Genomic DNA, 25,853 nt, shown 5'->3' with positions numbered 1-25,853 from the left:
CGCGCCCGCGCGGTCGCTCACTCCCAGTCCCAGCCGATCCCCAGGATCCCGCGCCGCACCCCCTGCTCCACCAGGTGCACGGCCCGGTGCGGCCCGCTCGGATTCAGGTCCGCGAGCCGCCCGCGCGGAGCGTCCGGCCCGCTGCGCGTGAAGCGGCGGCAGCGCACCGGCAGCGCCGCCTCGTCGAAGCGGACCTGGAGCACGTACTGCCCGCCCGTGTAGCTGAAGCCGCGCACGTACTCGGTGCTGCGGCCGGCGGTGCCGTCCTCGAAGCCGTAGCCGAAGACGTGGGTGTCCCCGGCGCGTAACCGGGCGTCGAAGAGCAGCTCGGCGACGACCAGCTCCGCTTCGGGGTGGCGGCGGACGCGCCCGGTCCGGCAGTTCTCGTCGGCCCGGACCCGGATCCGCTCCGGATCGCAGCCCGGATCGCCGTGGTGGACCGCGATGTACCGGTCGACCCCGTCGCGGTGGGCCCGTACGACGTGCTGCGATTCGCGGCCGAGCAGCTCCCCGGCGGGCCCGATCCGCACCCGCTCGTGGTGCCCGACGGTGTGCAGGCCGCCGTCGGCGGGCAGCTCCATGCCGGCCAGCAGCTCCTCCACGGCCGCGCCCACGCTGAACAGCGCCCGGTACGAACGCGCGGGCGGCCGGGCCGTGCCGGGCGCGGCGGGATCCGGCGCGGCCAGCAGCCGCAGCAGGGCGCCCTCGGGCAGTTCCAGGATCTGCTCCAGGGCCCGTACGGCCTTCAGGGACTCGGGGCGGCGCGGCCGCCGGGCGCCCTGCTGCCAGTAACTGAGGCTGGTCACCCCGAGCTTGATGCCGCGGGCGGCGAGCCGGTGCTGCACCCGGTGCAGGGGCAGTCCGCGGGCGGTGAGGGCGGCGCGGAGCGCGAGGTGGAAGGGGCCGTCGCGCAGCAGGTGCGGCAGGTCCCGGGCGGCCTCCGCGCGGGCATGGTCCGGAGCGGGACCGGCCGGATGGGGGCCGGCCGGATCGGGGCCGGCCGGATCGGGGCCGGACCGTGGGGAGCCGGACCGTGGGGAGCCGGCCGCAGGGGTGCTGTCCGAGAGGGTGCCGTTCGCGCTCGACCGCATGGCGGCTCCTCCTGTGAACGTTCACGCGACGGGGTGCGGGCGGTCCGGCGGGTGACGCCCTTGGCCCCGGTGGGTCCAGGTGGGGTGACGGCGGACGTTCACACTCTGGCCCCACCGTTCACACCGCGATGTCACGCCGTATTGAAGCGTGTTGACCTGTTCCCGACAACACCCTGATGCTCCTCCACAGCGTCCGGACGCGCTCCTCCACCCCCACTCCCCACCTCGGGAGGAACGCGATGCGCAACAGAAACCGGCGGCTCACCCTCGCCGCCTTCACCACCGCCCTGCTCCTCGCCCTGCCCACCGCTGCCGCCACCGCCGCCGATGACGCCGCCGGTACGGGCACCACGACCGCCACCACGACCGCCACCTCCGCCGCCGCACCCGCCGAGAGCGCGGCACTGGCGTACAAGCGGCTGAACATCACCATGCAGGCCCAGCAGAAGACCAACTGGTGCTGGGCCGCCGGCGGCAACACCATCGCCACCTGGTTCGGCCGCACCTACACCCAGAACCAGTTCTGCAACGCCGCCTTCAACCGCCAGCAGGGCTACGACTGCCCCAACAACCAGGCCACCCTCGGCAACGTGCAGACCGGCCTGCGCTGGGCCGGCATCAACGCCGGCTCCTACGTGAACGGCTGGCTCCAGTACTCCACCGTCCAGACCGAGATCAACGCCAACCGCCCGATCGAGACCCGTATACAGTGGTCCAACGGCGGTGGCCACATGCACGTGATCTACGGCTACGACACCGCGAACAGCTGGGTGTACTGGGGAGACCCGTGGCCCTCCAGCGACCGCTACAACTGGGCCTCCCACGCCTGGTACGTGGACAACAGCACCTTCTCCTGGACCCACTCGCTCTACCGGATCGGGGCGTGACCTCATGAATCCACGTCTCGCCGCCGCGGCCGTCGCCGCGACCGCCGTACTGGCCCTGGCCCCCACCCAGGCGTCCGCGGCGCCCGTTCCGCAGCCCCAGAACGCCACCGCCGAGAACCTGGCCGCCGCAGGGCGCAGGGCGGCGGCCCCCGACACCCTCGCCACTCTGTCCCGCTTCTTCGCCCGCGAGGGCAAGGTCTCGCTCACCGCCGCGCAGCCCCGCATCGAGGGCGAGACGGTTCCCGTGCACCACCTCTCGCCGGACTTCGTTGCGGGGAAGGCGGGCGCGGGCGTGGCCCGGCTGGAGTTCCTCGCCAGCAAGGCCGTCTCCTCGGACGGCCAGCAGGCTGCCCTGTGGACCGCGAAGACCGAAGCGGGCTGGCAGGTGGTGAACATCGCCACCGGCGACGACGAGTTCCGCTACGCACGGCTCGGCGCGGCGAAACTCCCCGGCGGAACCGTGTTCCGCGAACCGCAGATCGACGCCTGGTACGTGGCCGGCGGCGAGCGGGTGCTGCCCCTGGACGAGGACGCGGCGACCGCCGTCGGCGTGCAGGGAACGACCCTGGCCGCCTACCGGACGAGGGTCGTGCAGGCCTACGGGGACAAGCTGCCGGGCTCCGCCTACGGCAAGTCCGGGAAGGCCGGTGGCTTCGCCCCCACGGAAGCCACGGCCACGGAAGCCACGGCCACGACGGCGTCGGCCACGACCACGACGGGGTCCGCCCTCGCCGGACTCCCGATGACCGCCGGAGCCGTGGCTCTGGCGCTGGGCGCGGCCGGCGCGGTGGCCGCGCGGCGCGCCCGGCGGCAGCGGGTGGTGCGGGCGTAGCCACCCGAGGGGCCCGGCCGCCCGGCCGCCTGCCGGGCGGCCGGGCCCTGCGGGGCCGCGGCCCGGTTGTCGGCGGGCGACAGTAGGGTGGTTGGCATGGCCGACCCTTCCAGCTACCGCCCCGAGCCGGGACAGGTCCCCGACTCCCCGGGGGTCTACAAATTCCGCGACGAGCACCGCCGGGTGATCTACGTCGGGAAGGCCAAGAGCCTGCGCCAACGGCTGGCCAGCTACTTCCAGGACCTCGCCGGGCTGCACCCCCGTACCGCCACCATGGTGACCACGGCCGCCTCCGTCGAGTGGACCGTGGTCTCCACCGAGGTCGAGGCGCTCCAGCTCGAATACTCCTGGATCAAGGAGTTCGACCCCAGGTTCAACGTCAAGTACCGGGACGACAAGAGCTACCCCTCCCTCGCGGTCACCATGAACGAGGACTATCCGCGGGTCCAGGTCATGCGCGGGCCCAAGAAGAAGGGCGTGCGCTACTTCGGCCCGTACGGGCACGCCTGGGCCATCCGCGAGACCGTCGACCTGATGCTCCGGGTCTTCCCCGTCCGCACCTGCTCCGCAGGGGTGTTCAAGCGGTCCGCGCAGATCGGCCGCCCCTGCCTGCTCGGCTACATCGGCAAGTGCTCCGCGCCCTGCGTCGGCCGGGTCACCCCCGAGGAGCACCGGGAACTCGCCGAGGACTTCTGCGACTTCATGGCCGGCCGCACCGGCACCTACCTCACCCGCCTCGAACAGCAGATGCACGAGGCCGCGGAGGAGATGGAGTACGAGAAGGCCGCCCGGCTGCGCGACGACATAGGGGCCCTGCGCCGGGCGATGGAGAAGAACGCGGTCGTACTCGCCGACGCCACCGACGCCGACCTGTTCGCCGTCGCCGAGGACGAGCTCGAAGCGGCCGTGCAGATCTTCCACGTCCGCGGCGGCCGGGTCCGCGGCCAGCGCGGCTGGGTCACCGACAAGGTCGAGGCCGTCGACACCGCCGGGCTGGTCGAGCACGCCCTCCAGCAGCTGTACGGGGAGGAGAAGGGCGAGGCCGTCCCCAAGGAGGTGCTGGTCCCGGCGCTCCCCGAGGACACCCCGGCCCTGAGCCAGTGGCTCGCCGAGCGGCGCGGGTCGCAGGTGAGCCTGCGCATCCCGCAGCGCGGGGACAAGAAGGCGCTGATGGAGACCGTCCACCGCAACGCCCAGCAGTCCCTCGCCCTGCACAAGACCAAGCGCGCCGCCGACCTCACCACCCGCTCGCGGGCCCTGGAGGAGATCGCCGAGGCGCTGGAGCTGGACGGCGCGCCGCTGCGCATCGAGTGCTTCGACATCTCCCACCTGCAGGGCGACGACGTCGTGGCCTCGATGGTCGTCTTCGAGGACGGGCTGGCGCGCAAGGGCGAGTACCGGCGCTTCCAGATCAAATCCTTCGAGGGGCAGGACGACGTCCGCTCCATGCACGAGGTGGTCTCCCGGCGTTTCCGCCGCTATCTCCAGGAGAAGCTGAAGACGGGGGAGTGGTCACCCGAGTCCCCCGGGGCCGCAGATGGCGGGGAAGTCGCACAGGACGCCGCCGAGGACGACGGGCGCCCCAGGCGCTTCGCGTACCCGCCGCAGCTCGTCGTCGTCGACGGCGGGCAGCCCCAGGTGGCCGCCGCCAAGCGGGCCCTGGAGGAGCTGGGGATCGACGACGTCGCCGTGTGCGGCCTCGCCAAGCGCCTGGAGGAGGTCTGGCTGCCCGGGGAGGACGACCCGGTGGTGCTGCCCCGCAGCAGCGAGGGCCTGTACCTGCTCCAGCGGGTCCGTGACGAAGCCCACCGGTTTGCCATCCAGTACCAGCGCAACAAGCGCGGCAAACGCCTGAAGGCCGGCCCCCTCGACGAGGTCCCCGGGCTCGGCGAGAGCCGCAGGCTGGCCCTGATCAAGCACTTCGGTTCGGTGAAAAAGCTGAGACAGGCGACAATCGACCAGATCTGCGAGGTCCCGGGCATAGGCCGCAAGACGGCCGAGACCGTGGCCGTGGCCCTCGCCCAGGCGGTTCCCGCCGGTCCCGCCGTCAATACGGCGACCGGGGAGATCATTGAGGATGAGACCCCCGCGTCCGCGGGAGCAGCATCCGATCGGGGGACCGAGCAATGACCGAGCGCGAAACCCGGCACGACCGAGGATCCGAGCAGGATTCCGGACGTGACATCGCATCCGAGTACGACCGAGACGGAGCACAGGTGAGTACGGGCACGACAGTGGAGCCCGGAGATACCGCCGAGGCGGCCATCCCCGAGCTGGTGATCATCTCCGGAATGTCCGGGGCCGGCCGCAGTACGGCGGCCAAGTGCCTGGAGGACCTCGGCTGGTTCGTCGTCGACAACCTCCCGCCGGCGCTGATCACCACCATGGTGGAACTCGGCGCCCGCTCGCAGGGCAACGTGGCGCGCATCGCCGTCGTCGTCGACGTCCGCGGCCGCCAGTTCTTCGACGCGCTGCGCGAATCCCTCGCCGACCTGGAGACCCGCGGGGTCACCCGGCGGATCGTCTTCCTGGAGTCCTCGGACGACGCCCTCGTCCGCCGCTTCGAGTCGGTCCGCCGCCCGCACCCGCTCCAGGGCGACGGCCGCATCGTCGACGGCATCGCCGCCGAGCGCGACCTGCTGCGCGAGCTGCGCGGCGACGCCGACCTGGTCATCGACACCTCCAGCCTGAACGTGCACGAGCTGCGCGCCAAGATGGACGCCCAGTTCGCCGGCGACGAGGAGCCCGAGCTGCGGGCCACCGTCATGTCCTTCGGCTACAAGTACGGGCTCCCCGTCGACGCCGACCTCGTCGTCGACTGCCGCTTCATCCCCAACCCGCACTGGGTCCCGGAGCTGCGCCCCTTCACCGGCCTGAACGAGGAGGTGTCGGGCTACGTCTTCAGCCAGCCCGGCGCCAAGGAGTTCCTCGACCGGTACACCGAGCTGCTCCAGCTCATCGCCACCGGCTACCGACGCGAGGGCAAGCGGTACGTGACCATCGCGGTCGGCTGTACCGGCGGCAAGCACCGCAGCGTCGCCATGTCGGAGAAGCTCGCCGCCCGCCTCGCCTCCGAAGGAGTCGAGACCGTCGTCGTCCACAGGGACATGGGGCGCGAGTGACCGGACGTACCATGCGGCTCCGCCGCCTGCGCCGGCTCACCACCGGCAAGGGCGAGGACGGCGCGGGCCGCACGGGCCTGCGCCGCGGCGAGGCCCCCGCGGTGGCCTCTCCCAAGGTCGTGGCGCTCGGCGGCGGCATGGGCCTCTCGGCCTCGCTGACCGCCCTGCGCCGGATCACGGGCGAGCTGACCGCCGTCGTCACCGTCGCCGACGACGGCGGCTCCAGCGGCAGGCTCCGCGAGGAGCTCGGGGTCCTGCCGCCCGGCGACCTGCGCAAGGCGCTGGCCGCGCTGTGCGGTGACGACGACTGGGGCCAGACCTGGTCGCGGGTCATCCAGCACCGCTTCCAGTCCCAGGGCGACCTGCACGAGCACGCGGTCGGCAACCTGCTGATCGTCGCCCTGTGGGAACAGCTCGGCGACCCCGTCCAGGCCCTGGACCTCGTCGGCAGGCTGCTCGGCGCCCAGGGCCGGGTGCTGCCGATGTCGGCGGTCCCGCTGGAGCTCCAGGCCCTGGTCAAGGGCCACGATCCGGCCCGCCCCGAGGACGTGGACACCGTACGGGGGCAGGCCACCGTGGCGCTGACCCCCGGCGAGGTGCTCTCCGTACAGGTGGTGCCGAGCGACCCGCCGGCGGTGCCGGAGGCGGTCGCGGCGGTGCTCGACGCGGACTGGGTGGTGCTCGGTCCGGGGTCCTGGTTCTCGTCGGTGATTCCGCACCTGCTGGTGCCCGAACTGCTCGACGCGCTGGTCGAGACCAAGGCCAGAAGGGTGCTCTCGCTGAACCTCGCACCACAACCCGGCGAAACAGAGGGCTTCTCTCCGCAGCGTCATTTGGAGGTTTTGGCCCGACACGCCCCTAAACTCGCCCTGGACGTGGTGCTGGCCGATCAGGCTGCCGTGCCCGATCGCGAGTCCCTCGCCGATGCCGCAAAACGGTTCGGCGCCGCGGTCGAGCTGGCGCCGGTTGCCAGGCAGGACGGCTCTCCGAAGCATGATCCGGAGCTGCTCGCCGCCGCGTACGACCGTATTTTTCGGATGCATGGAAGGATCGGCCCATGGCGATGACGCCCGCGGTGAAGGATGAGATCGCCCGCCTGCCTGTCACCCGCACCTGCTGCAGGAAGGCGGAGGTCTCGGCGATCCTTCGGTTCGCGGGCGGGTTGCACCTGGTGAGCGGCCGGATCGTCATCGAGGCGGAACTGGACGCGGGGATCGCGGCCCGCCGCCTGCGCAAGGACATTCTGGAGATCTTCGGGCACTCCTCGGATCTCGTGATCATGGCTCCGGGCGGTCTGCGCCGGGGCAACCGGTACGTGGTCCGCGTGGTCGCCGGAGGCGACCAGCTCGCCCGCCAGACCGGCCTCGTGGACGGCCGCGGCCGTCCGATCCGGGGTCTGCCCCCGCAGGTGGTCTCCGGGGCCACCTGTGACGCAGAGGCGGCCTGGCGCGGGGCCTTCCTGGCCCACGGCTCGCTGACCGAGCCGGGGCGTTCCTCCTCCCTGGAGGTCACCTGCCCCGGTCCGGAGGCCGCCCTGGCCCTGGTCGGCGCCGCCCGCCGGCTCTCCATCGCCGCGAAGGCCCGTGAGGTCCGCGGCGTGGACCGGGTCGTCGTACGGGACGGGGACGCCATCGGCGCCCTGCTCACCCGGCTCGGCGCCCACGACTCGGTGCTGGCCTGGGAGGAGCGGCGGATGCGGCGCGAGGTCCGTGCCACCGCCAACCGCCTCGCCAACTTCGACGACGCCAACCTGCGCCGCTCGGCGCGGGCCGCGGTGGCCGCCGGAGCCCGGGTCCAGCGAGCCCTGGAGATCCTCGCCGAGGAGGTCCCCGAGCACCTCGCCGCGGCCGGCCGGCTGCGCATGGAGCACAAGCAGGCCTCCCTGGAGGAGTTGGGCGCGCTCGCCGACCCGCCGCTGACCAAGGATGCGGTCGCGGGCCGGATCCGCCGCCTGCTGGCGATGGCCGACAAGCGGGCCCAGGACCTCGGAATCCCGGGCACCGAGTCGAACCTCGACCTCAGCGACAGCGAGGAACTGGCCGACAACATGGCCGGCTGAGCGGGAACAGTGCCTCCGAAAGGGGCCCGCACGATCACTCGTGCGGGCCCCTTTCCGGTATGCCCCATTGACATGAGCATGGGCTGGTCGTGAGCCTGTCGTCCGAAGCTTTCGTGGCAGACGGGAGCTTTCGTGGCAGACGACGCCCAGGGGGGCACATGAGGCACCGCGCGAGATCGATCCTCGCCGCAAGCGCATTCGTCTTCGGCACCACACTCGCCGCACTACCCGCAGCGGCCCAGCCCCAGCCCGGTGCGGCGGGCACGTCCGCCGCCGACGAGGTGCGGGTCTACGACGCCGACATCACCAAGGAGCAGGTCCCGCTGGTCCTGGCGGCCGGGCAGGACGCGCACGAGCTCTCCGAGCGCGCCCCGGAGACCGGGACCGCCAAGGTCGAGCTCTTCCTCACCGGCGGTCAGGCCAAGGAGCTGGCGGCCCAGGGGATCACGCTCGCCGAGCGCAAGGTCGAGGCCAATGCCGCGGCGCGCTCGCTGGCGGCCGGCGACGGCGTCTTCCGCCCGTACAGCGGCAAGGGCGGGCTCCAGGAGGAGATCCTGCGCACCGCCCAGGAGAACCCGGGCCTCACCAAGGTCGTCTCCATCGGCAAGACCGTCCAGGGCAAGGACATCCTCGCCCTGAAGGTCACGAAGAACGCCAAGAAGTCCAGGGACGGCGCCAAGCCCTCCACGCTGTACATGTCCAACCAGCACGCCCGTGAGTGGATCACCCCCGAGATGACCCGGCGGCTGATGCACCACACCCTCGACAACTACGGCAAGGACGCGCGGGTCACCAAGCTGGTGGACTCCACCGAGCTGTGGTTCCTGCTCTCCGCCAACCCCGACGGCTACGACTACACCTTCGCCCCCGACGGCCGGCGGCTGTGGCGCAAGAACCTGCGCGACAACAACGCCGACGGCAAGATCACCGCGGGCGACGGCGTCGACCTCAACCGCAACTTCACCTACAAGTGGGGCTACGACAACGAGGGCTCCTCGCCCAACCCGTCGAGCGAGACCTACCGCGGCGCCAAGGCCTCCTCCGAGCCCGAGACCGTCGCCCTCGACACGTTCCAGAAGCGCATCGGCTTCGACTACGGCATCAACTACCACTCCGCGGCCGAACTGATCCTGTACGGCGTGGGCTGGCAGGTGGCCACCCCCACCCCCGACGACGTCGCCTACGAGGCGCTCGCCGGCACCCCGGAGAACCCGGCGGTCCCCGGCTACTACCCGCAGGTCTCCTCCGAGCTCTACACCACCAACGGCGAGGCCGACGGCCATGCCGCCAACGCCAACGGCATGATGATGTTCACGCCGGAGATGACCACCTGCCAGACGGCCTCCGCGATCGACCCGGACGACCAGTGGAAGCCCGAGGACTGCGCCTCCGGCTTCAACTTCCCGGACGACGAGAAGCTCATCCAGGCCGAGTTCGCCAAGAACATCAACTTCGCGCTCTCCGTGGGCGAGAGCGCCGAGCGTCCGGACCAGCCGAAGTCCTCCCTGGGCCTGACCGCCGCGGACTTCACCCTCGACCCCTTCACCACCTCCTACGCGGCCCGCGGCGAGGACCAGGAGGTCGCCGTCACGGCCCGCAAGGCGCTGAAGGACAAGGAACTGAACTATCGGATCAACGGGGGCCGCACCCACGACGAGGACCTCGAGGCCTGGAAGGGCGGTGAGGTCTACGGCGGCGAGGACAACAACTGGTTCGACGAGTACCGGGCCGAAGTCGACGGCACCAAGCCCGGCGACAAGGTCGAGGTCTGGTTCACCGGCCGCGACCGCGGCAAGCAGGTCTCCAGCGAGCACTTCACCTACACGGTGGCCGAGCGGCCGCGCGCCGACGTGCTGGTGATCGCCGAGGAGGGCGCCCCGGCGCAGCACGCGCAGTCCTACGTCGACGCCCTGCGCGCCAACGGCAAGAGCGCGGCGGTCTGGGACGTGGCCGTCCAGGGCGCCCCGCACCACCTCGGAGCGCTCTCCCACTTCCGTACGGCCGTCCACTACACCGGGGCCAAGTCCCCGGGCGGTGACACCCAGCTGGCGGTTCGGGACTTCCTCAACGAGGGCGGCAAGCTGATCGAGGCCGGCGAGCTGGCGGGCGGCAACGCCCAGGTCGGCCGCGCCGTGACCAACGACTTCAGCCAGTACTTCCTCGGGGCCTACGGCCGCGCCGGGGTCACCGGCCCCACCGGCTTCACCGGCGCGGGCTCCCTGACCGGGGCCAAGGGCGCCCTCGGCGACGCCTCGGGCAACCCGCTCGACCGCCCGGGCTCCTACACGGTCACCTCCGACACCCTGCCCGCCGCGCAGTTCCCGCAGTTCAAGAGCGCGCAGTCGGGCCAGTACGCCGGAGTCGTGAACCCGTACGCCCCGTACGCAGGCGCCTCGATGGCCTCGGCCACGCACGCGGACGACGACTGGAAGCGCCTCACCCGCACCATTGACCTCACCGGGGTCACCGCGGCCGACCAGCCCAAGCTCAGGATGGCGCTGAACTGGAACACCGAGGAGGGCTACGACCACGCCGTCCTGGAGTCCCGTACCGCGGGCGGCGACGACTGGACCACGCTGCCCGAGCTGGGCGGCCTGACCACCACCACCGTTCCCGAGGAGTGCGGGGCCGGGTTCTTCATCAACGGCCACCCGTTCCTGCGCCGCTACCTCACCCTCGACGCGGGCGGCTGCACCCCGCAGGGCACCACCGGCACCTGGAACTCCTTCACCGCCTCCTCCGGCGGCTGGAAGCAGGTCTCCTTCGACCTGAGCGCGTACGCGGGCAAGACCGTGGAGGTCTCCCTCGCCTACATCACCGACCCGGGCTCGGGCGGCCGCGGAGTCTTCGCGGACGAGGCCCGCGTATCGCTCGGCGGCACCGACCAGGCGGCCGAGGGCTTCGAGTCCTCGTTCGGCGTCTGGACCGCCCAGGGCGCACCTGCCGGAAGCCCTGATGTTCCGGGCGATTGGTCCCGGTCGGGCGAACTGTTCAAGTCCTACGCCTCCGTCACTACGCGTGACACCGTGCTCCTGGGCTTCGGTCTGGAACACGTGCCGGCCGCGGCCGACCGCGCCGTACTCGTCGGTAAGGCACTCCGCTCGCTGAACCACTGATCAAAGGCCCCGACCGGGCTCACCGTGAGTGACCGGGCACAAAGTCCCCGAGGTCCCGTACCCGTCTTGGAGTGCGGGGCTTCGGGGCGTGTCTCAGGATGCTCGATGTCACTCCGAAGCTCACGGAGAGGTAGTGTCGTAAGCGGTCGGGGACATCCCATACAGCTCGCTGGCGGACAGGCCGGCGCACCAACGAGGAGATCGGTTCGTGACGATCCGCGTAGGCATCAATGGTTTTGGCCGAATTGGCCGCAACTACTTCCGGGCGCTCCTGGAGCAGGGAGCGGACATCGAGATCGTCGGTGTCAACGACCTGACTGACAACGCAACCCTGGTTCACCTCCTCAAGTACGACACGATCCTGGGCCGCCTCAAGGCCGAGGTCAGCCACACCGACGACACCATCACCGTCGGTGGCAACACCTTCAAGACCTTTGCCGAGCGCGACCCCGCGAACCTCCCCTGGGGCGAGCTGGGCGCCGACATCGTCATCGAGTCGACCGGCATCTTCACCAAGAAGGCCGACGCCGCCAAGCACATCGCGGCCGGCGCGAAGAAGGTCCTCATCTCGGCTCCGGCCAAGGACGAGGACATCACGATCGTGATGGGCGTCAACCAGGAGAAGTACGACGCGGCCAACCACCACGTCATCTCCAACGCCTCCTGCACCACCAACTGCGTGGCGCCGATGGCCAAGGTCCTCCTGGAGAACTTCGGCATCGTCAAGGGCATGATGACGACGGTCCACGCGTACACGAACGACCAGCGCATCCTGGACTTCCCGCACTCGGACCTGCGCCGGGCGCGCGCGGCCGCCGAGAACATCATCCCGACCACCACCGGTGCCGCCAAGGCCACCGCGCTGGTCATCCCGGAGCTGGCGGGCAAGCTCGACGGCATCGCGATGCGCGTCCCGGTCCCCACCGGTTCCGTGACCGACCTGGTCATCGAGCTGGAGCGCGAAGTCACCAAGGACGAGGTCAACTCGGCCTTCCAGAAGGCCTCTCAGGGCCAGCTCAAGGGCATCCTGGACTACACCGAGGACGCGATCGTCTCTTCCGACATCGTGAACTGGCCGTACTCCTGCACCTTCGACTCCTCCCTGACGATGGTCCAGGGCAAGAGCGTCAAGGTCATCGGCTGGTACGACAACGAGTGGGGCTACTCCAACCGCCTCGTCGACCTGACCGTGTTCGTCGGCGGTCAGCTCTAAGCACCAAGGCAGGCACCACGATGTGAGCACCGGGGCTCGGGCAGCGCGACGAAGCGCTGTACGGGCCCTGTTGCTTGCCTCGTACCCCTCTCACCCCGTCCGGGTAGAGTCCTGGGCTGGGAAAAGGAGTAGAAAACAGCATGAAGACGATCGACGAACTTCTCGCCGAGGGCGTGTCCGGCAAGCGTGTCTTCGTACGCGCGGACCTCAACGTGCCGCTCTCGAACGGTGAGATCACCGACGACGGCCGCATCCGCGCCGTGCAGCCCACCATCGCGAAGCTCGCCGAGGCCGGCGCCCGCGTGGTCGTGGCCTCGCACCTGGGCCGCCCCAAGGGCGCCCCGGACCCGGCCTTCTCGCTGGCGCCCGCCGCCGCCCGCCTCGGCGAGCTGCTGGCCGTGGACGTCGCGTTCGCCACCGACACGGTCGGGGCCTCCGCCAAGGAGACCGTGGCCGGCCTCGCCGACGGCCAGGTCGCCGTCATCGAGAACCTGCGCTTCAACGCCGGTGAGACCGCCAAGGACGACGCCGAGCGCGGCGCCTTCGCGGACCAGCTCGCCGAGCTGGCCGACATCTACGTCGGCGACGGCTTCGGCGCTGTCCACCGCAAGCACGCCTCGGTCTTCGACCTCCCCGCGCGCCTCCCGCACGCGGCCGGCTACCTCATCGCCACCGAGGTCGGCGTCCTGAAGAAGCTGACCGCCGAGGTCAAGCGCCCGTACGTGGTCATCCTCGGCGGCGCCAAGGTCTCCGACAAGCTCGCCGTCATCGACGAGCTGCTCGGCAAGGCCGACCGCCTCCTCATCGGCGGCGGCATGGCGTACACCTTCCTCTACGCCAAGGGCTACGAGGTCGGCATCTCCCTGCTCCAGAAGGACCAGGTGGACGTCGTCAAGGAGTACATGGAGCGCGCCGAGAAGAACGGTGTCGAGCTGGTCCTCCCCGTCGACATCCTCGCCTCCAAGGACTTCCCGGACCTGAAGACCAAGGCCCCGGCGGACTTCATCACCGTCGACGCGGACAAGATCCCCGCCGACCAGGAGGGTCTGGACATCGGTCCCAAGACCCGCGAGCTGTACGCCTCGAAGATCGCCGACGCCGAGACCGTCTTCTGGAACGGCCCCGTGGGCGTCTTCGAGCACCCCGACTACGCCGGCGGCACCCGCGCCATCGCGCAGGCCCTCGTCGACAGCAGCGCCTTCACCGTCGTCGGCGGTGGCGACTCGGCCGCCGCCGTGCGCACGCTCGGCTTCGACGAGAACGCTTTCGGCCACATTTCGACCGGTGGCGGCGCCTCCCTCGAGTACCTCGAGGGCAAGACGCTCCCCGGCCTCGCCGCACTGGAGGTCTGAACCCTGATGACTGAGAACACCGCCGGCCGTACCCCGCTGATGGCGGGCAACTGGAAGATGAACCTCAACCACCTCGAGGCCATCGCCCACGTCCAGAAGCTCGCCTTCGCGCTGGCCGACAAGGACTACGACTTCGTCGAGGTCGCGGTCCTGCCGCCCTTCGTCGACCTCCGCTCGGTCCAGACCCTGGTCGACGGCGACAAGCTGAAGATCAAGTACGGCGCCCAGGACATCTCGGCCCACGACTCCGGCGCCTACACCGGCGAGATCTCCGGACCGATGCTGTCGAAGCTGAAGTGCACGTTCGTGGCCGTCGGCCACAGCGAGCGCCGCCAGTACCACGGCGAGAGCGACGAGATCTGCAATGCCAAGGTCAAGGCCGCCTACAAGCACGGGATCACGCCCATCCTGTGCGTCGGCGAGGGCCTGGACATCCGCAAGGCCGGCCAGCAGGTCCAGTACACGCTGAAGCAGCTCGACGGCGGCCTCAAGGACGTCCCGGCCGAGCAGGTCGAGTCCATCGTGATCGCGTACGAGCCCGTCTGGGCGATCGGCACCGGCGAGGTCGCCACCCCCGAGGACGCGCAGGAGGTCTGCGGTGCCATCCGCGTCCGTCTCGCGGAGCTCTACTCGCAGGAGCTGGCCGACAAGGTCCGCATCCAGTACGGCGGCTCGGTCAAGTCCGGCAACATCGCCGCGATCATGGCCCAGCCCGACGTCGACGGCGCCCTGATCGGCGGCGCGGCGCTGGACGCGGACGAGTTCGTGAAGATCGTCCGGTTCCGCGACCAGTGACGTTCATCGTGAGTATGCGGTAGGACGGATCCGTCGTACCCTTGCGGGGGCCGGCAGGCTGGACGAGCTGCCGGCCCCCGTGCTCATAATCGGCAATGCGGGAAAGCCGAAAGCCAGTAAGCCCAGAAAGTAGGAATCAGCCGTGATTTTGGGGTTCGAGATCGCCTTGGTCGTCTTCAGCGCCCTGCTGATGCTGCTCGTGCTGATGCACAAGGGCAAGGGCGGCGGTCTTTCCGACATGTTCGGCGGCGGTATGCAGTCGTCGGTCGGCGGCTCCTCGGTCGCGGAGCGCAACCTCGACCGCATCACCGTGGTGGTCGGTCTGCTCTGGTTCGCGTGCATCGTCGCACTCGGTCTGCTCATGAAGTCCGGCAGCTGAACCGTTCTGGCCATTCCGGCAGTCCGGTCGGCTCCCCCCGGCCTATCATGAGGTCCGGCGTTCTTGTCTGGAATGGGTAACTCCACTCCTGGACGGGCGTTGGGCCTTACGTAGACTTGGGCGCCCGCGACGGAATCCACTCACGTTTCGCGGCACCATCACGCAGGGAGTTACGACCGTGGCAAGTGGCAACGCGATCCGTGGTAGTCGGGTCGGAGCGGGGCCGATGGGCGAGGCCGAGCGCGGCGAGTCCGCGCCCCGCCTGCGCATCTCCTTCTGGTGCTCGAACGGGCACGAGACGCAGCCGAGCTTCGCCAGCGACGCGCAGGTGCCGGATACCTGGGACTGCCCGCGCTGCGGGTTCCCGGCCGGCCAGGACCGGGACAACCCGCCCGCGCCGCCGCGCACCGAGCCGTACAAGACGCACCTGGCGTACGTAAGGGAGCGGCGGACGGACGCCGACGGTGAGGCGATCCTCGCCGAGGCGCTCGCCAAGCTGCGCGGCGAGATCTGACGCGTCCCCACCGAACGACCGAAGTGGCATCCGGCCCGGCCCGCAGGAGACTTCTCTCCTGCGGGCCGGGCCGCTTTGTGTCGGTTGTGCCCCTTCCCATCCCTTAGGTTGGAACCGGCGGGGCACGACAGGACAGGAAGTGGGTTGATGTCCGAGATGAACGCAGACAGCCGTACGAGGCTCAATCGGATGCCGGAGTGGGCCGCACTCGGCAAGCACCGGGACGAGCTGGGGCAGACGCATCTGCGGGAGCTGTTCGAGGCGGATCCGGGCCGGGGCGCCGGCTACACCCTGCGGGTCGGAGACCTGCACATCGACTACTCGAAGCACCTCGTGACCGACGAGACGCTGGCGCTGCTGCGCGAACTGGCCGCCGCGACCGGCGTGTCCGAGCTGCGCGAGGCCATGTTCCGGGGCGAGAAGATCAACACGACCGAGGACCGGGCGGTGCTGCACACCGCGCTGCGCGCACCGGCCGACGCGGTCGTCGTGGTGGACGGGGAGAACGTCGTACCCGGCGTCCACGCGGTCCTCGACAAGATGGCGGGCTTCGCCCGCCGGATCCGGTCGGGGGAGTGGACCGGCTCCACCGGCAAGCGCATCAAGAACATCGTCAACATCGGCATCGGCGGCTCCGACCTCGGTCCGGCGATGGCGTACGAGGCGCTCCGCGCTTTCTCCGACCGGGGCCTGACCCTGCGCTTCGTGTCCAACGTGGACGGCGCCGACCTGCACGAGGCCGTGCGGGACCTGGACCCGCACGAGACGCTGTTCATCATCGCGTCGAAGACCTTCACGACGATCGAGACCATCACCAACGCCACCTCGGCGCGCGCGTGGCTGCTCGCGGGCGTGGGCGGCGACCAGGCCGCCGTGGCACGGCACTTCGTGGCACTGTCGACCAACGAGGAGAAGGTCTCCGGGTTCGGCATCGACACGGCCAACATGTTCGAGTTCTGGGACTGGGTCGGCGGGCGCTACTCCTTCGACTCCGCGATCGGCCTCTCGCTGATGGTGGCGATCGGCCCGGAGGCCTTCCGTGAACTGCTCGGCGGGTTCCACGCCATGGACGAGCACTTCCGCACGGCGCCGCCCGAGGAGAACGCACCGCTGCTGCTGGGCCTGTTGGGGATCTGGTACGGGGCCTTCTTCGATGCCCAGTCGCACGCGGTGCTCCCGTACAGCCACTACCTCTCCCGGTTCACCGCGTACCTGCAGCAGTTGGACATGGAGTCCAACGGCAAGTCGGTGGACCGCGAGGGCAACCCGGTGGACTGGCAGACCGGGCCGGTGGTGTGGGGCACGCCCGGCACCAACGGCCAGCACGCCTACTACCAGTTGATCCACCAGGGCACCCGGGTGATCCCGGCCGACTTCATCGGCTTCGCGCGGCCGGTGGCCGAACTGGCGCCGGCGCTGGCGGCCCAGCACGACCTGCTGATGGCGAACTTCTTCGCGCAGACGCAGGCGCTGGCCTTCGGCAAGACGGCGGACGAAGTCCGGGCGGAGGGCGTCGCCGAGCCGCTGGTCCCGCACAAGACCTTCGCGGGCAACCACCCGACGACCACGATCCTGGCGACCGAGCTCACTCCGGCGGTCCTGGGCCAGTTGATCGCGCTCTACGAGCACAAGGTGTTCGTCCAGGGCGCGGTCTGGAACATCGACTCCTTCGACCAGTGGGGCGTGGAGCTCGGGAAGGTCCTGGCCAAGCGGGTCGAGCCGGCGCTCACCGAAGGCACGGAGGTACCCGGCCTGGACGCGTCGACGCGCGCGCTGGTGGCCGCGTACCGCTCGCTGCGGGGCCGCTGACCCCGGCCCGTCCGACGACGAAAGGGCCCGCTCTCCGTGGGGAGGGCTGGCCCTTTCGCGTCGTGCGCGTCGTACGGGGTCAGGCGGAGGCCGGGGGGTACATGGCCGGCGGGAGCTTTGCGGCCGCCGCGCGGTCGAGGAGCCACAGGGTGCGGGAGCGGCCGTACGCCGCGGCCGCCGGCGCCTGGACCTCGCCCGCTCCGCCCAGCGCGATCGCCACCGCTCCGGCCTTGTCCTCGCCGGCCGCCAGGAGCCAGACCTCGCGGGCCGCCCGGATCGCCGGGAGGGTGAGCGAGATCCGGGTCGGCGGCGGCTTGGGCGCGCCGTGCACGCCGACGACCGTGCGCTCGGTCTCGCGGGACGCCGGGTGCTCCGGGAACAGCGAGGCCACGTGCGTGTCGGGGCCGACGCCCAGCATCAGGACGTCGAAGCGGGGGACCGGGCCGTGGTCCTCGGGGCCGGAGGCCTTGAGGAGCTCCGCCGCGTAGGAGGCGGCCGCCGCGTCCACGTCGACCCCGTACGGGCCGTCGGAGGCGGGCATGGCGTGGACCCGCGCGGGATCCACCGGGACGGAGTCCAGGAGGGCCACACGGGCCTGGACGTGGTTGCGCTCGGGGTCGTCGGCGGGCACGTAGCGCTCGTCGCCCCACCACAGGTCGATCCGCGCCCAGTCGATGGCGTCCCGGGCCGGGGCCGCGGCCAGTGCGGCGAGCAGGCCGTTGCCGTTGCGGCCGCCGGTGAGGACCACGGACGCGGTGCCGCGGGCGGCCTGTGCGTCCACGATCTTCGTGATCAGCCGGGCGGCCGCGGCCTGGGCCATCAGCTCCTTGTCCCGGTGGACGACAACCTGGGGAGTCGTCATACCCATGTGCTGCCGCCTTGTCGGTAGTTCGGGGTCGTGTGGTGCGGGTGCGGACGCCGCTGCGCGGAGCTGCTCCCCGCCCCGCCCTTTCGCCGTTTCCTGGGGCTCCGCCCCAGACCCCGGTCCTCAAACGCCGGACGGGCTGAGTACATCCAGCCTCGCCGGCGTTTGAGGCGCGGGGTCCGGGGCGGAGCCCCAGGGAACGGTGGAAGGGCGGGTAGGGGACTGCCCCGCGCAGCGGCCTGTGTACTACTTCGCCGCGGCCTTCTTGGCCGGCTTCGCCGGAGCCGGCTTCGCGGCCGGGGCATCCGCCTTGGCCGGGGCATCCGCCTTCGCGGGAGCCGGCTTCGCGGGCGCCGGTCCGTCCGTGGGGGCCAGGCGGGCCACGCCGAACTTCAGCGAGGCCTCGTAGGTGTTGTCCGGGTCCAGGCGGCGGAGTTCCTCCGCCAGCAGCTCGGCCGTGTCGCGGCGCTTCAGCGCCACCGCACGGTCCGGCTGCCCCGGCATGCACAGCGTGGCCAGGGCCCCGTCCGCCCGGTCCAGGACGATCTCGCCGTCCTTGGTCTCCAGGCGGACCGCGGTGAGCCCGGGGCCCGCCGAGGAGGTGCGCTTGACGGGGACCTGGAGCCGGTCCGCGAGCCACATCGCCAGCAGCTCGCAGCTCGGGTTGTCGTCCTCGCCCTCGACCGTCGCCGAGGACACCGAGTGGACCTGCTGGTCGAGCGCCGCCGCCAGCATGGAGCGCCACGGGGTGATCCGGGTCCAGGACAGGTCCGTGTCCCCGGGCGCGTACGCCGCCGCCCGGCTGCCGAGCGCCCCGATCGGTTCCTCGGTGGAGTAGGTGTCCGTGATCCGGCGCTGGCCGAGCGCCCCCAGGGGGTCGCCCGCCAAGTCCTGCGGAGCGCCCTCCGGCCACCAGACGACGACGGGCGCGTCCGGGAGGAGCAGCGGGAGAACCACCGACTGGGCGTGGTCGACCAGTTCGCCGTGCAGGCGGAGCACGACCGTCTCGCCGGTGCCGGAGTCCGTCCCCACGCGGACTTCCGCGTCGAGACGGGCATCGCGGCGGCTGCGCGGCGAGCGGCTGACCCGCTTGATGACGACGACGATCCGCGAAGGGTGTTCGCGGGACGCGTCGTTCGCCGACTTGAGCGCGTCGTACGCGTTCTCCTCGTCGGTCACGATCACCAGCGTGAGCACCATCCCGATGGCCGGCGTGCCGATGTCCCGGCGCGCCTGCACCAACGAGGCGTTGATCTTGCTGGAGTTGGTCTCCGTGAGATCGATCTTCATGGCCGGCGCCAGCTCCGTCCGTCTCGTGCGAGCATCTCGTCCGCCTCGACCGGTCCCCAGGTGCCCGACGGGTACTGCGCGGGCTTGCCGTGCGTGTCCCAGTACCGCTCGATCGGGTCGAGGATGTTCCAGGACAGCTCGACCTCCTGGTGGCGCGGGAACAGGTTCGCGTCACCCAGCAGCACGTCGAGGATCAGCCGCTCGTAGGCCTCGGGGCTCGACTCCGTGAAGGACTCGCCGTAGGCGAAGTCCATCGTCACGTCGCGGACCTCCATGGAGGTGCCCGGAACCTTGGAACCGAAGCGCACCGTCACGCCCTCGTCCGGCTGGACCCGGATGACCAGGGCGTTCTGCCCCAGCTCCTCGGTCGCGCCCGATTCGAACGGAAGGTACGGGGCCCGCTTGAAGACGACCGCGATCTCGGTCACCCGGCGGCCCAGGCGCTTGCCCGTCCGCAGGTAGAACGGGACGCCCGCCCAGCGGCGGTTGTTGATCTCCAGGCGGATCGCCGCGTAGGTGTCGGTCTTCGACTTGGGGTCGATGCCGTCCTCTTCGAGGTACCCGACGACCTTCTCGCCGCCCTGCCACGCAGCCGAGTACTGGCCGCGCACGGTGTGCTTGCCCAGGTCCTCGGGCAGCTCCACGGCGGTCAGCACCTTGAGCTTCTCGGCCACCAGCGCCTTGGGGTGGAAGGAGCCGGGCTCCTCCATCGCCGTGAGCGCCAGCAACTGGAGCAGGTGGTTCTGGATGACGTCGCGGGCCGCGCCGATGCCGTCGTAGTAGCCGGCCCGGCCGCCGATGCCGATGTCCTCGGCCATGGTGATCTGCACGTGGTCGACGTACGACCGGTTCCAGATCGGCTCGAACATCGTGTTGGCGAAGCGGAGCGCCAGGATGTTCTGGACGGTCTCCTTGCCCAGGTAGTGGTCGATCCGGAAGACCTCGTTGGGCGGGAAGACGTCGTGCACGAGCTGGTTGAGCTCCTGTGCACTGGTCAGGTCGTGCCCGAACGGCTTCTCGATGACCGCGCGCCGCCAGGAGCCCTCCTTCTGGTCCGCCAGCCCGTGCTTCTTGAGCTGGGCGACGACCTTGGGGAAGAACTTCGGCGGGACGGACAGGTAGAAGGCGAAGTTGCCGCCGGTGCCCTGCGCCTTGTCCAGCTCCTCGATCGTCGACTTCAGCGTCTCGAACGCCTGGTCGTCGTCGAAGTCGCCCTGGACGAAGCGGCAGCCCTGGACGAGCTGCTGCCAGACCTCTTCACGGAAGGGGGTGCGCGCATGCTGCTTGACCGCGTCGTGAACCTCCTGCGCGAAGTCCTCGTCCTGCCACTCGCGTCGGGCGAAGCCGATCAGCGAGAAGCCCGGCGGGAGCAGGCCGCGGTTGGCGAGGTCGTAGACGGCAGGCATCAGCTTCTTGCGCGACAGGTCACCCGTAACGCCGAAAATGACCAGGCCGGACGGCCCCGCGATGCGCGGGAGCCGCCGGTCCTGTGCGTCACGAAGCGGGTTCGCTCCGTTTACAGACAAAGTGTTCAGGCCTCCGTGGGGGCGAGGCGCTCAAGCTCCGCCTCGGTCGACTTCAGCAGGTCGTTCCAGGACACCGCGAACTTCTCGACGCCCTCTTCCTCGAGCAGCTGCACCACATCGTCGTACGAAATGCCCAGCTTCGCGACCGCGGCGAGCTCGGCGCGCGACTGCTCGTACGTGCCGCGGATGGTGTCGCCCTCGACCACGCCGTGGTCGGCGGTGGCCTCGAGGGTGCCCTCGGGCATGGTGTTCACGGTGCCGGGGGCGACCAGGTCCACCACGTACAGGGTGTCCTTGTACGCCGGGTCCTTGACGCCGGTCGAGGCCCAGAGCGGGCGCTGCTTGTTGGCGTGCGCCTTGTCCAGGGCCGCCCAGCGCTCGGTGGAGAAGACCTCTTCGTAGGCCTCGTAGGCCAGACGGGCGTTCGCGAGCGCCGCCTTGCCCTTGAGGGCCTTGGCCTCGTCGGTGCCGACGGCGTCCAGGCGCTTGTCGATCTCGGAGTCCACGCGGGACACGAAGAAGGAGGCGACCGAGTGGATCTTGGAGAGGTCCAGGCCCGCGGCCTTCGCCTTCTCCAGGCCCGCCAGGTACGCGTCCATGACCTCGCGGTAGCGCTCCAGCGAGAAGATCAGCGTGACGTTGACGCTGATGCCCTTGCCGATGACCTCGGTGATCGCCGGCAGGCCGGCCTTGGTCGCCGGGATCTTGATGAGCGTGTTCGGGCGGTCCACCAGCCACGCGAGCTGCTTGGCCTCGGCGATGGTCGCCGCGGTGTTGTGGGCGAGGCGCGGGTCGACCTCGATCGAGACCCGGCCGTCCTGGCCCTCGGTCGCGTCGTAGACCGGGCGCAGGATGTCGGCGGCGTCGCGGACGTCCGCCGTGGTGATCATGCGGATCGCCTCTTCGACGGTGACCTTGCGGGCGGCCAGGTCGGCGAGCTGCTGCCCGTACCCCTCGCCCCCGCTGATCGCCTTCTGGAAGATCGCCGGGTTGGTGGTGACACCGACCACGTGCTGCTGGTCGATGAGCTCGGCCAGGTTGCCGGACGTGATCCGCTTGCGGGACAGGTCGTCCAGCCAGATCGCCACGCCCTCGTCGGAAAGGCGCTTCAGTGCGTCTGTCATGGGAATTGCATCTCCTACTGGTCTGGGTGCGGGAGTCAGCGTGCGGCGGCGGCGAGCGACTCGCGGGCGGCGGCGGTCACGGCTTCGGCGGTCAGGCCGAACTCGCGGTACAGCACGGCGCCGTCGGCCGAGGCACCGAAGTGCTCCAGCGAGACGATCCGGCCGGCGTCGCCGACGTAGCGGTGCCAGGTCAGGCCGATGCCGGCCTCGACCGCGACACGCGCCGTGACCGAAGGCGGCAGGACGCTGTCCTTGTACTCCTGGGACTGCTCCTCGAACCACTCGACGGACGGCATCGAGACGACCCGCGCCGGGACGCCCTCGGCCTGCAGGGCCTCGCGCGCGGCGACGGCGAGCTGGACCTCGGAGCCGGTGCCGATCAGGACGACCTCGGCGGGGCTGGTCTCGCCCTCGGGGCCTGCCGCCTCGAAGAGCACGTACCCGCCCTTGGCGGCGTCCTCGTTGCGCTCGTAGGTCGGCACGCCCTGGCGGGTCAGCGCCAGACCGTGCGGGGCGCCCTTGCCGAAGACCTTGGTGTGGCGCTTGAGGATCTCGCGCCAGGCGACGGCGGTCTCGTTCGCGTCGGCCGGGCGGACCACGTTCAGGCCCGGGATGGCGCGCAGCGCGGCGACGTGCTCGACCGGCTGGTGGGTCGGGCCGTCCTCGCCGAGGCCGATGGAGTCGTGCGTCCACACGTAGGTGACGGGCACGTGCATCAGCGCGGAGAGGCGCACGGCGTTGCGCATGTAGTCGGAGAACACCAGGAAGGTGCCGCCGTAGACGCGCGTGTGGCCGTGCAGGGCGATGCCGTTCATGGCCGCGGCCATGGCGTGCTCGCGGATGCCGAAGTGGATGGTGCGGCCGTACGGGTCGGCCTCCGGCAGCGGGTTGCCCACCGGCAGGAACGAGGAGTTCTTGTCGATGGTCGTGTTGTTGGAGCCGGCCAGGTCGGCCGAGCCGCCCCACAGCTCCGGGATGACCGCGCCGAGCGCTTCGAGGACCTTGCCCGAGGCGGCGCGGGTGGCGACGCCCTTGCCGGCCTCGAAGACGGGGAGCTTGTCCTCCCAGCCCGCGGGCAGCTCGTTGGCGTTGATGCGGTCGAACTCGGCGGCGCGCTCCGGGTTGGCGGTGCGCCAGGCGGAGAATTCCTTCTCCCAGGCGGCGCGGGCCTCGCGGCCCCGGTCGCCGAGGGCTCGGGTGTGCGCGATGACCTCGTCGGAGACCTCGAAGGTCTGCTCCGGGTCGAAGCCGAGCACGCGCTTGGTGGCGGCGACCTCGTCGTTGCCGAGGGCCGAGCCGTGCGAGGCCTCGGTGCCCTGGGCGTGCGGGGCCGGCCAGGCGATGATCGAGCGGGCCGCGATGAAGGAGGGGCGCTCCGTCTCGGCCTTGGCGGCCTGCAGGGCGGCGAACAGCGCCTTCGGGTCGAGGTCGCCGTTCTCCTGCTGCGCGACGCGCTGGACGTGCCAGCCGTAGGCCTCGTAGCGCTTCAGGGTGTCCTCGGAGACGGCCGTCTCCGTGTCGCCCTCGATGGAGATGTGGTTGTCGTCCCACAGCAGCACCAGGTTGCCGAGCTTCTGGTGGCCGGCCAGCGCGGACGCCTCGTGGGAGATGCCCTCCTGGAGGCAGCCGTCGCCCGCGATCGCGTAGACCATGTGGTCGAACGGGGAGGCGCCCGTGGGGGCCTCGGGGTCGAACAGGCCGCGCTCGTAGCGGGCGGCCATGGCCATGCCCACGGCGTTGGCGATGCCCTGGCCCAGCGGGCCGGTGGTGGTCTCGACGCCCGCAGTGTGGCCGTACTCCGGGTGGCCCGGGGTCTTGGAACCCCAGGTGCGGAAGGCCTTCAGGTCGTCCAGCTCGAGCCCGAACCCGCCGAGGTACAGCTGGGTGTAGAGGGTCAGCGAGGAGTGACCGGCGGAGAGCACGAAACGGTCGCGGCCGACCCACTCCGGGTCCGCCGGGTCGTGCCGCATCACCTTCTGGAAGAGGGTGTACGCGGCGGGGGCCAGGCTCATCGCCGTACCGGGGTGGCCGTTACCGACCTTCTGGACCGCGTCGGCGGCCAGGATCCGGGCGGTGTCGACAGCACGCTGGTCCAATTCGGTCCAGTCGAGCTCTGTGGTCGTCGGCTTGGTGCTCACCGTGGGTCAGGGCTCCTCTCCACATGTCTAGTCCCGGTGACGAACGGTGCACCGGCGCGATTCCGAGCCTACCCCCGCCACAGCGTGCAGCTATTCGAGTACCCGCGGTCCACTCGTGACGTCTGAGCGCCGATCGGACCAACACGGGGCGACCCCCGCGCGGGACGAGCCAATGGCTACGTCTAGAGTGGCGTGGTACGCGCAAGCCTTTACGGGACCTTCATGTTTAAAAGGGTTCACGTCGGAGCTTGCTGGATTCTCTGTCAGGGGTGTGCGTGACGGCCGTCGAATCCCGTCCAGCGGGGGTGCTCGGGACGAGCCCCAACCACCGGCCGTTCGGGGCCCGGGCCATGGCTTTCGTGGCACTGACCAAGCCGCGGATCATCGAGCTTCTGCTCATCACGACCGTGCCGGTGATGTTCCTCGCCGAGCAGGGCGTGCCCTCGCTGTGGCTGGTCCTCGCCACCTGCTTCGGCGGTTACCTGTCCGCGGGTGGCGCCAACGCGCTGAACATGTACATCGACCGCGACATCGACGCGCTGATGGACCGGACCTCGGGACGCCCGCTGGTGACCGGCATGGTCAGCCCGCGGGAGTGCCTGGTCTTCGGCATCACCCTCGGGATCGCGTCGACCCTGTTCTTCGGGCTGCTGATCAACTGGCTGTCGGCCGCGCTCGCGCTCGGCGCGCTCCTCTTCTATGTCGTCGTCTACACGATGCTGTTGAAGCGGCGCACCTCGCAGAACATCGTGTGGGGCGGCATCGCGGGCTGCATGCCGGTGCTCATCGGCTGGTCGGCGGTGAAGAACGAGGTCTCCTGGGCCGCCGTCATCCTCTTCCTCGTCATCTTCTTCTGGACGCCGCCGCACTACTGGCCGCTGTCCATGAAGGTGAAGGACGACTACGCGCGCGTCGGCGTGCCGATGCTGCCGGTCGTGGCGGGCAACAAGGCCGTGGCCAAGCAGATCGTCCTCTACAGCTGGGTGATGGTCGCGGTCTCGCTGCTGCTGACCCCGCTGGGGTACACCGGCTGGTTCTACACCTCGGTCGCCCTGGTGGCCGGCGGCTGGTGGCTGTGGGAGGCGCACGGGCTGAACGCGCGCGCCAAGTCGGGCGTGACGGGCGCGAAGCTCAAGGAGATGCGGCTGTTCCACTGGTCGATCACCTACGTGTCGCTGCTCTTCGTCGCCGTCGCCGTGGATCCCTTCCTCCGCTGATGCCTCCTTCGCCGATGCCTCCTTCGTTCCTGCTTCCTTCGTTCATGCTTCCTTCGTTCGTTACTCGCCGGTAGCATGCTGCCCATGGCAGACACCGAGGGGACCGCCGCCACGGCGGACAAGAAGCAGGACCGTACGGCCGCCAAGCTGGCCAAGCAGATCGGCGCGTTCGCCAAGCAGCACGGCGGCGCCGAGGGCAACCTCGCGCACATGGGCCAGGCGGGCACCCGGATCGTCCTCGTCGGCACCGACGGGAGCTGGGGCGACCTGGTGGCCCCGACGTACGACACCGCGCGGCTCGCGGCCGAGAAGGCCGGGCTGACCCTCCACGAGGAGTTCGACGGCGAGTTCGCCGCGCGGGTGCGGACGGGGCCGTACGAGTGGTCCCGGATGGCCGGCATGCAGCTCGGCGGAACCGCGAACCCGACGGCCTGACCCGGTTGATCATTGGCCTGATCATTGGCTTGATCGTTTCCGCGTCACCCGCTCGGTCAACAGCGCGAGCAACACCTCACACCCCGCTC

21 protein-coding genes are annotated in these 25,853 nt (G+C 70.5%); 15 read left to right on the top strand and 6 right to left on the bottom strand.

Features of this window, described 5'->3' with window-relative positions; translation table 11 throughout:
* Positions 1-17: 17 nt before the first annotated feature.
* A complete protein-coding gene (locus tag AC061S_RS05420) occupies positions 18-1,091 on the bottom strand; it encodes a hypothetical protein (RefSeq protein WP_478684675.1) in 1,074 nt (357 codons plus the stop codon).
* Positions 1,092-1,330: 239 nt separating this feature from the next.
* On the opposite strand from AC061S_RS05420, the gene AC061S_RS05415 reads away from it, so the two are divergent.
* From AC061S_RS05415 to pgi, 13 genes are all read left to right on the top strand, one after another.
* Positions 1,331-1,978 carry a papain-like cysteine protease family protein gene (locus AC061S_RS05415; RefSeq protein ID WP_478684674.1) on the top strand — a complete coding sequence of 216 codons (648 nt, stop codon included), beginning with the start codon at positions 1,331-1,333 and terminating at the stop codon, positions 1,976-1,978.
* Between the two features lie 4 nt (positions 1,979-1,982).
* Complete coding sequence (locus tag AC061S_RS05410; RefSeq protein ID WP_478684673.1) at positions 1,983-2,810, top strand: hypothetical protein; 828 nt, start codon at positions 1,983-1,985, stop codon at positions 2,808-2,810.
* A gap of 96 nt (positions 2,811-2,906) precedes the next feature.
* Entirely contained in the window at positions 2,907-4,940 is a 2,034-nt protein-coding gene (gene uvrC, locus AC061S_RS05405; protein ID WP_478684672.1) for an excinuclease ABC subunit UvrC, read from the top strand.
* Entirely contained in the window at positions 4,937-5,932 is a 996-nt protein-coding gene (gene rapZ, locus AC061S_RS05400) for an RNase adapter RapZ (protein ID WP_478684671.1), read from the top strand. The genes uvrC and rapZ overlap by 4 nt, the downstream gene beginning before the upstream one ends.
* Positions 5,929-6,999, top strand: a complete 1,071-nt coding sequence (locus AC061S_RS05395; RefSeq protein ID WP_478684670.1) for a gluconeogenesis factor YvcK family protein — start codon at positions 5,929-5,931, stop codon at positions 6,997-6,999. Before rapZ ends, AC061S_RS05395 begins: the two co-directional genes overlap by 4 nt.
* Positions 6,990-7,991 carry a DNA-binding protein WhiA gene (gene whiA, locus AC061S_RS05390; RefSeq protein ID WP_112449750.1) on the top strand — a complete coding sequence of 334 codons (1,002 nt, stop codon included), beginning with the start codon at positions 6,990-6,992 and terminating at the stop codon, positions 7,989-7,991. The genes AC061S_RS05395 and whiA overlap by 10 nt, the downstream gene beginning before the upstream one ends.
* Positions 7,992-8,149: 158 nt before the next feature.
* Positions 8,150-11,107, top strand: coding sequence for a M14 family metallopeptidase (locus AC061S_RS05385; RefSeq protein WP_478684669.1), 2,958 nt, complete (start codon positions 8,150-8,152; stop codon positions 11,105-11,107).
* A gap of 208 nt (positions 11,108-11,315) precedes the next feature.
* Entirely contained in the window at positions 11,316-12,320 is a 1,005-nt protein-coding gene (gene gap, locus AC061S_RS05380) for a type I glyceraldehyde-3-phosphate dehydrogenase (protein WP_243338363.1), read from the top strand.
* Between the two features lie 140 nt (positions 12,321-12,460).
* Positions 12,461-13,672, top strand: coding sequence for a phosphoglycerate kinase (locus tag AC061S_RS05375; RefSeq protein ID WP_478684668.1), 1,212 nt, complete (start codon positions 12,461-12,463; stop codon positions 13,670-13,672).
* A gap of 6 nt (positions 13,673-13,678) precedes the next feature.
* Positions 13,679-14,467, top strand: coding sequence for a triose-phosphate isomerase (gene tpiA / locus AC061S_RS05370; RefSeq protein WP_478684667.1), 789 nt, complete (start codon positions 13,679-13,681; stop codon positions 14,465-14,467).
* Between the two features lie 142 nt (positions 14,468-14,609).
* The gene (gene secG / locus AC061S_RS05365; protein ID WP_478684666.1) at positions 14,610-14,846 is read left to right on the top strand and encodes a preprotein translocase subunit SecG; all 237 of its coding nucleotides are present in this window, start codon (positions 14,610-14,612) and stop codon (positions 14,844-14,846) included.
* A gap of 178 nt (positions 14,847-15,024) precedes the next feature.
* Positions 15,025-15,360 carry an RNA polymerase-binding protein RbpA gene (locus tag AC061S_RS05360; RefSeq protein WP_007263454.1) on the top strand — a complete coding sequence of 112 codons (336 nt, stop codon included), beginning with the start codon at positions 15,025-15,027 and terminating at the stop codon, positions 15,358-15,360.
* A 156-nt stretch (positions 15,361-15,516) separates the two neighbouring features.
* Positions 15,517-17,169: a glucose-6-phosphate isomerase gene (pgi, locus tag AC061S_RS05355; protein WP_478684772.1), complete on the top strand. Its 1,653-nt coding sequence runs from the start codon at positions 15,517-15,519 to the stop codon at positions 17,167-17,169.
* A 79-nt stretch (positions 17,170-17,248) separates the two neighbouring features.
* Here the strand turns inward: pgi and pgl are convergent, their stop codons facing one another.
* The 5 genes from pgl to tkt form a co-directional block, all read right to left on the bottom strand.
* The gene (pgl, locus tag AC061S_RS05350; RefSeq protein ID WP_478684665.1) at positions 17,249-18,031 is read right to left on the bottom strand and encodes a 6-phosphogluconolactonase; all 783 of its coding nucleotides are present in this window, start codon (positions 18,029-18,031) and stop codon (positions 17,249-17,251) included.
* Between the two features lie 249 nt (positions 18,032-18,280).
* Positions 18,281-19,324 (bottom strand): glucose-6-phosphate dehydrogenase assembly protein OpcA, encoded by a 1,044-nt coding sequence (gene opcA / locus AC061S_RS05345; protein ID WP_478684664.1) that lies wholly within the window; start codon positions 19,322-19,324, stop codon positions 18,281-18,283.
* The gene (gene zwf, locus AC061S_RS05340; protein ID WP_250742320.1) at positions 19,321-20,850 is read right to left on the bottom strand and encodes a glucose-6-phosphate dehydrogenase; all 1,530 of its coding nucleotides are present in this window, start codon (positions 20,848-20,850) and stop codon (positions 19,321-19,323) included. The genes opcA and zwf overlap by 4 nt, the downstream gene beginning before the upstream one ends.
* Positions 20,851-20,855: 5 nt before the next feature.
* Positions 20,856-21,974 (bottom strand): transaldolase, encoded by a 1,119-nt coding sequence (gene tal / locus AC061S_RS05335; RefSeq protein ID WP_478684663.1) that lies wholly within the window; start codon positions 21,972-21,974, stop codon positions 20,856-20,858.
* A 35-nt stretch (positions 21,975-22,009) separates the two neighbouring features.
* On the bottom strand, positions 22,010-24,112 hold the full coding sequence (gene tkt / locus AC061S_RS05330) for a transketolase (RefSeq protein WP_478684662.1): 2,103 nt from the start codon (positions 24,110-24,112) through the stop codon (positions 22,010-22,012).
* 269 nt (positions 24,113-24,381) lie between these two features.
* Here tkt and AC061S_RS05325 point away from each other — a divergent pair, with 269 nt between their 5' ends.
* Both AC061S_RS05325 and AC061S_RS05320 read left to right on the top strand, forming a co-directional pair.
* Positions 24,382-25,329: a heme o synthase gene (locus AC061S_RS05325; protein WP_250742345.1), complete on the top strand. Its 948-nt coding sequence runs from the start codon at positions 24,382-24,384 to the stop codon at positions 25,327-25,329.
* An 84-nt stretch (positions 25,330-25,413) separates the two neighbouring features.
* Positions 25,414-25,764: a hypothetical protein gene (locus tag AC061S_RS05320; protein ID WP_478684661.1), complete on the top strand. Its 351-nt coding sequence runs from the start codon at positions 25,414-25,416 to the stop codon at positions 25,762-25,764.
* The last annotated feature ends 89 nt before the right edge of the window (positions 25,765-25,853 follow it).

This window comes from Streptomyces sp. CA189 (genome assembly GCF_056428985.1).
Note: the sequence above shows the minus strand (reverse complement) of the source record. Positions and strands in the feature narration are given on the sequence as shown.

Bases quoted from the DNA above. Each gene is read 5' to 3' on its own strand.
- pgl (WP_478684665.1), bottom strand. From the start codon at position 18,031: ATGACGACTCCCCAGGTTGTCGTCCACCGGGACAAGGAGCTGATGGCC.
- whiA (WP_112449750.1), top strand. From the start codon at position 6,990: ATGGCGATGACGCCCGCGGTGAAGGATGAGATCGCCCGCCTGCCTGTC.
- AC061S_RS05375 (WP_478684668.1), top strand. From the start codon at position 12,461: ATGAAGACGATCGACGAACTTCTCGCCGAGGGCGTGTCCGGCAAGCGT.
- AC061S_RS05320 (WP_478684661.1), top strand. From the start codon at position 25,414: ATGGCAGACACCGAGGGGACCGCCGCCACGGCGGACAAGAAGCAGGAC.
- opcA (WP_478684664.1), bottom strand. From the start codon at position 19,324: ATGAAGATCGATCTCACGGAGACCAACTCCAGCAAGATCAACGCCTCG.
- AC061S_RS05385 (WP_478684669.1), top strand. From the start codon at position 8,150: ATGAGGCACCGCGCGAGATCGATCCTCGCCGCAAGCGCATTCGTCTTC.
- pgi (WP_478684772.1), top strand. From the start codon at position 15,517: ATGAACGCAGACAGCCGTACGAGGCTCAATCGGATGCCGGAGTGGGCC.
- rapZ (WP_478684671.1), top strand. From the start codon at position 4,937: ATGACCGAGCGCGAAACCCGGCACGACCGAGGATCCGAGCAGGATTCC.
- uvrC (WP_478684672.1), top strand. From the start codon at position 2,907: ATGGCCGACCCTTCCAGCTACCGCCCCGAGCCGGGACAGGTCCCCGAC.
- AC061S_RS05415 (WP_478684674.1), top strand. From the start codon at position 1,331: ATGCGCAACAGAAACCGGCGGCTCACCCTCGCCGCCTTCACCACCGCC.
- tpiA (WP_478684667.1), top strand. From the start codon at position 13,679: ATGACTGAGAACACCGCCGGCCGTACCCCGCTGATGGCGGGCAACTGG.
- AC061S_RS05410 (WP_478684673.1), top strand. From the start codon at position 1,983: ATGAATCCACGTCTCGCCGCCGCGGCCGTCGCCGCGACCGCCGTACTG.
- tal (WP_478684663.1), bottom strand. From the start codon at position 21,974: ATGACAGACGCACTGAAGCGCCTTTCCGACGAGGGCGTGGCGATCTGG.
- AC061S_RS05420 (WP_478684675.1), bottom strand. From the start codon at position 1,091: ATGCGGTCGAGCGCGAACGGCACCCTCTCGGACAGCACCCCTGCGGCC.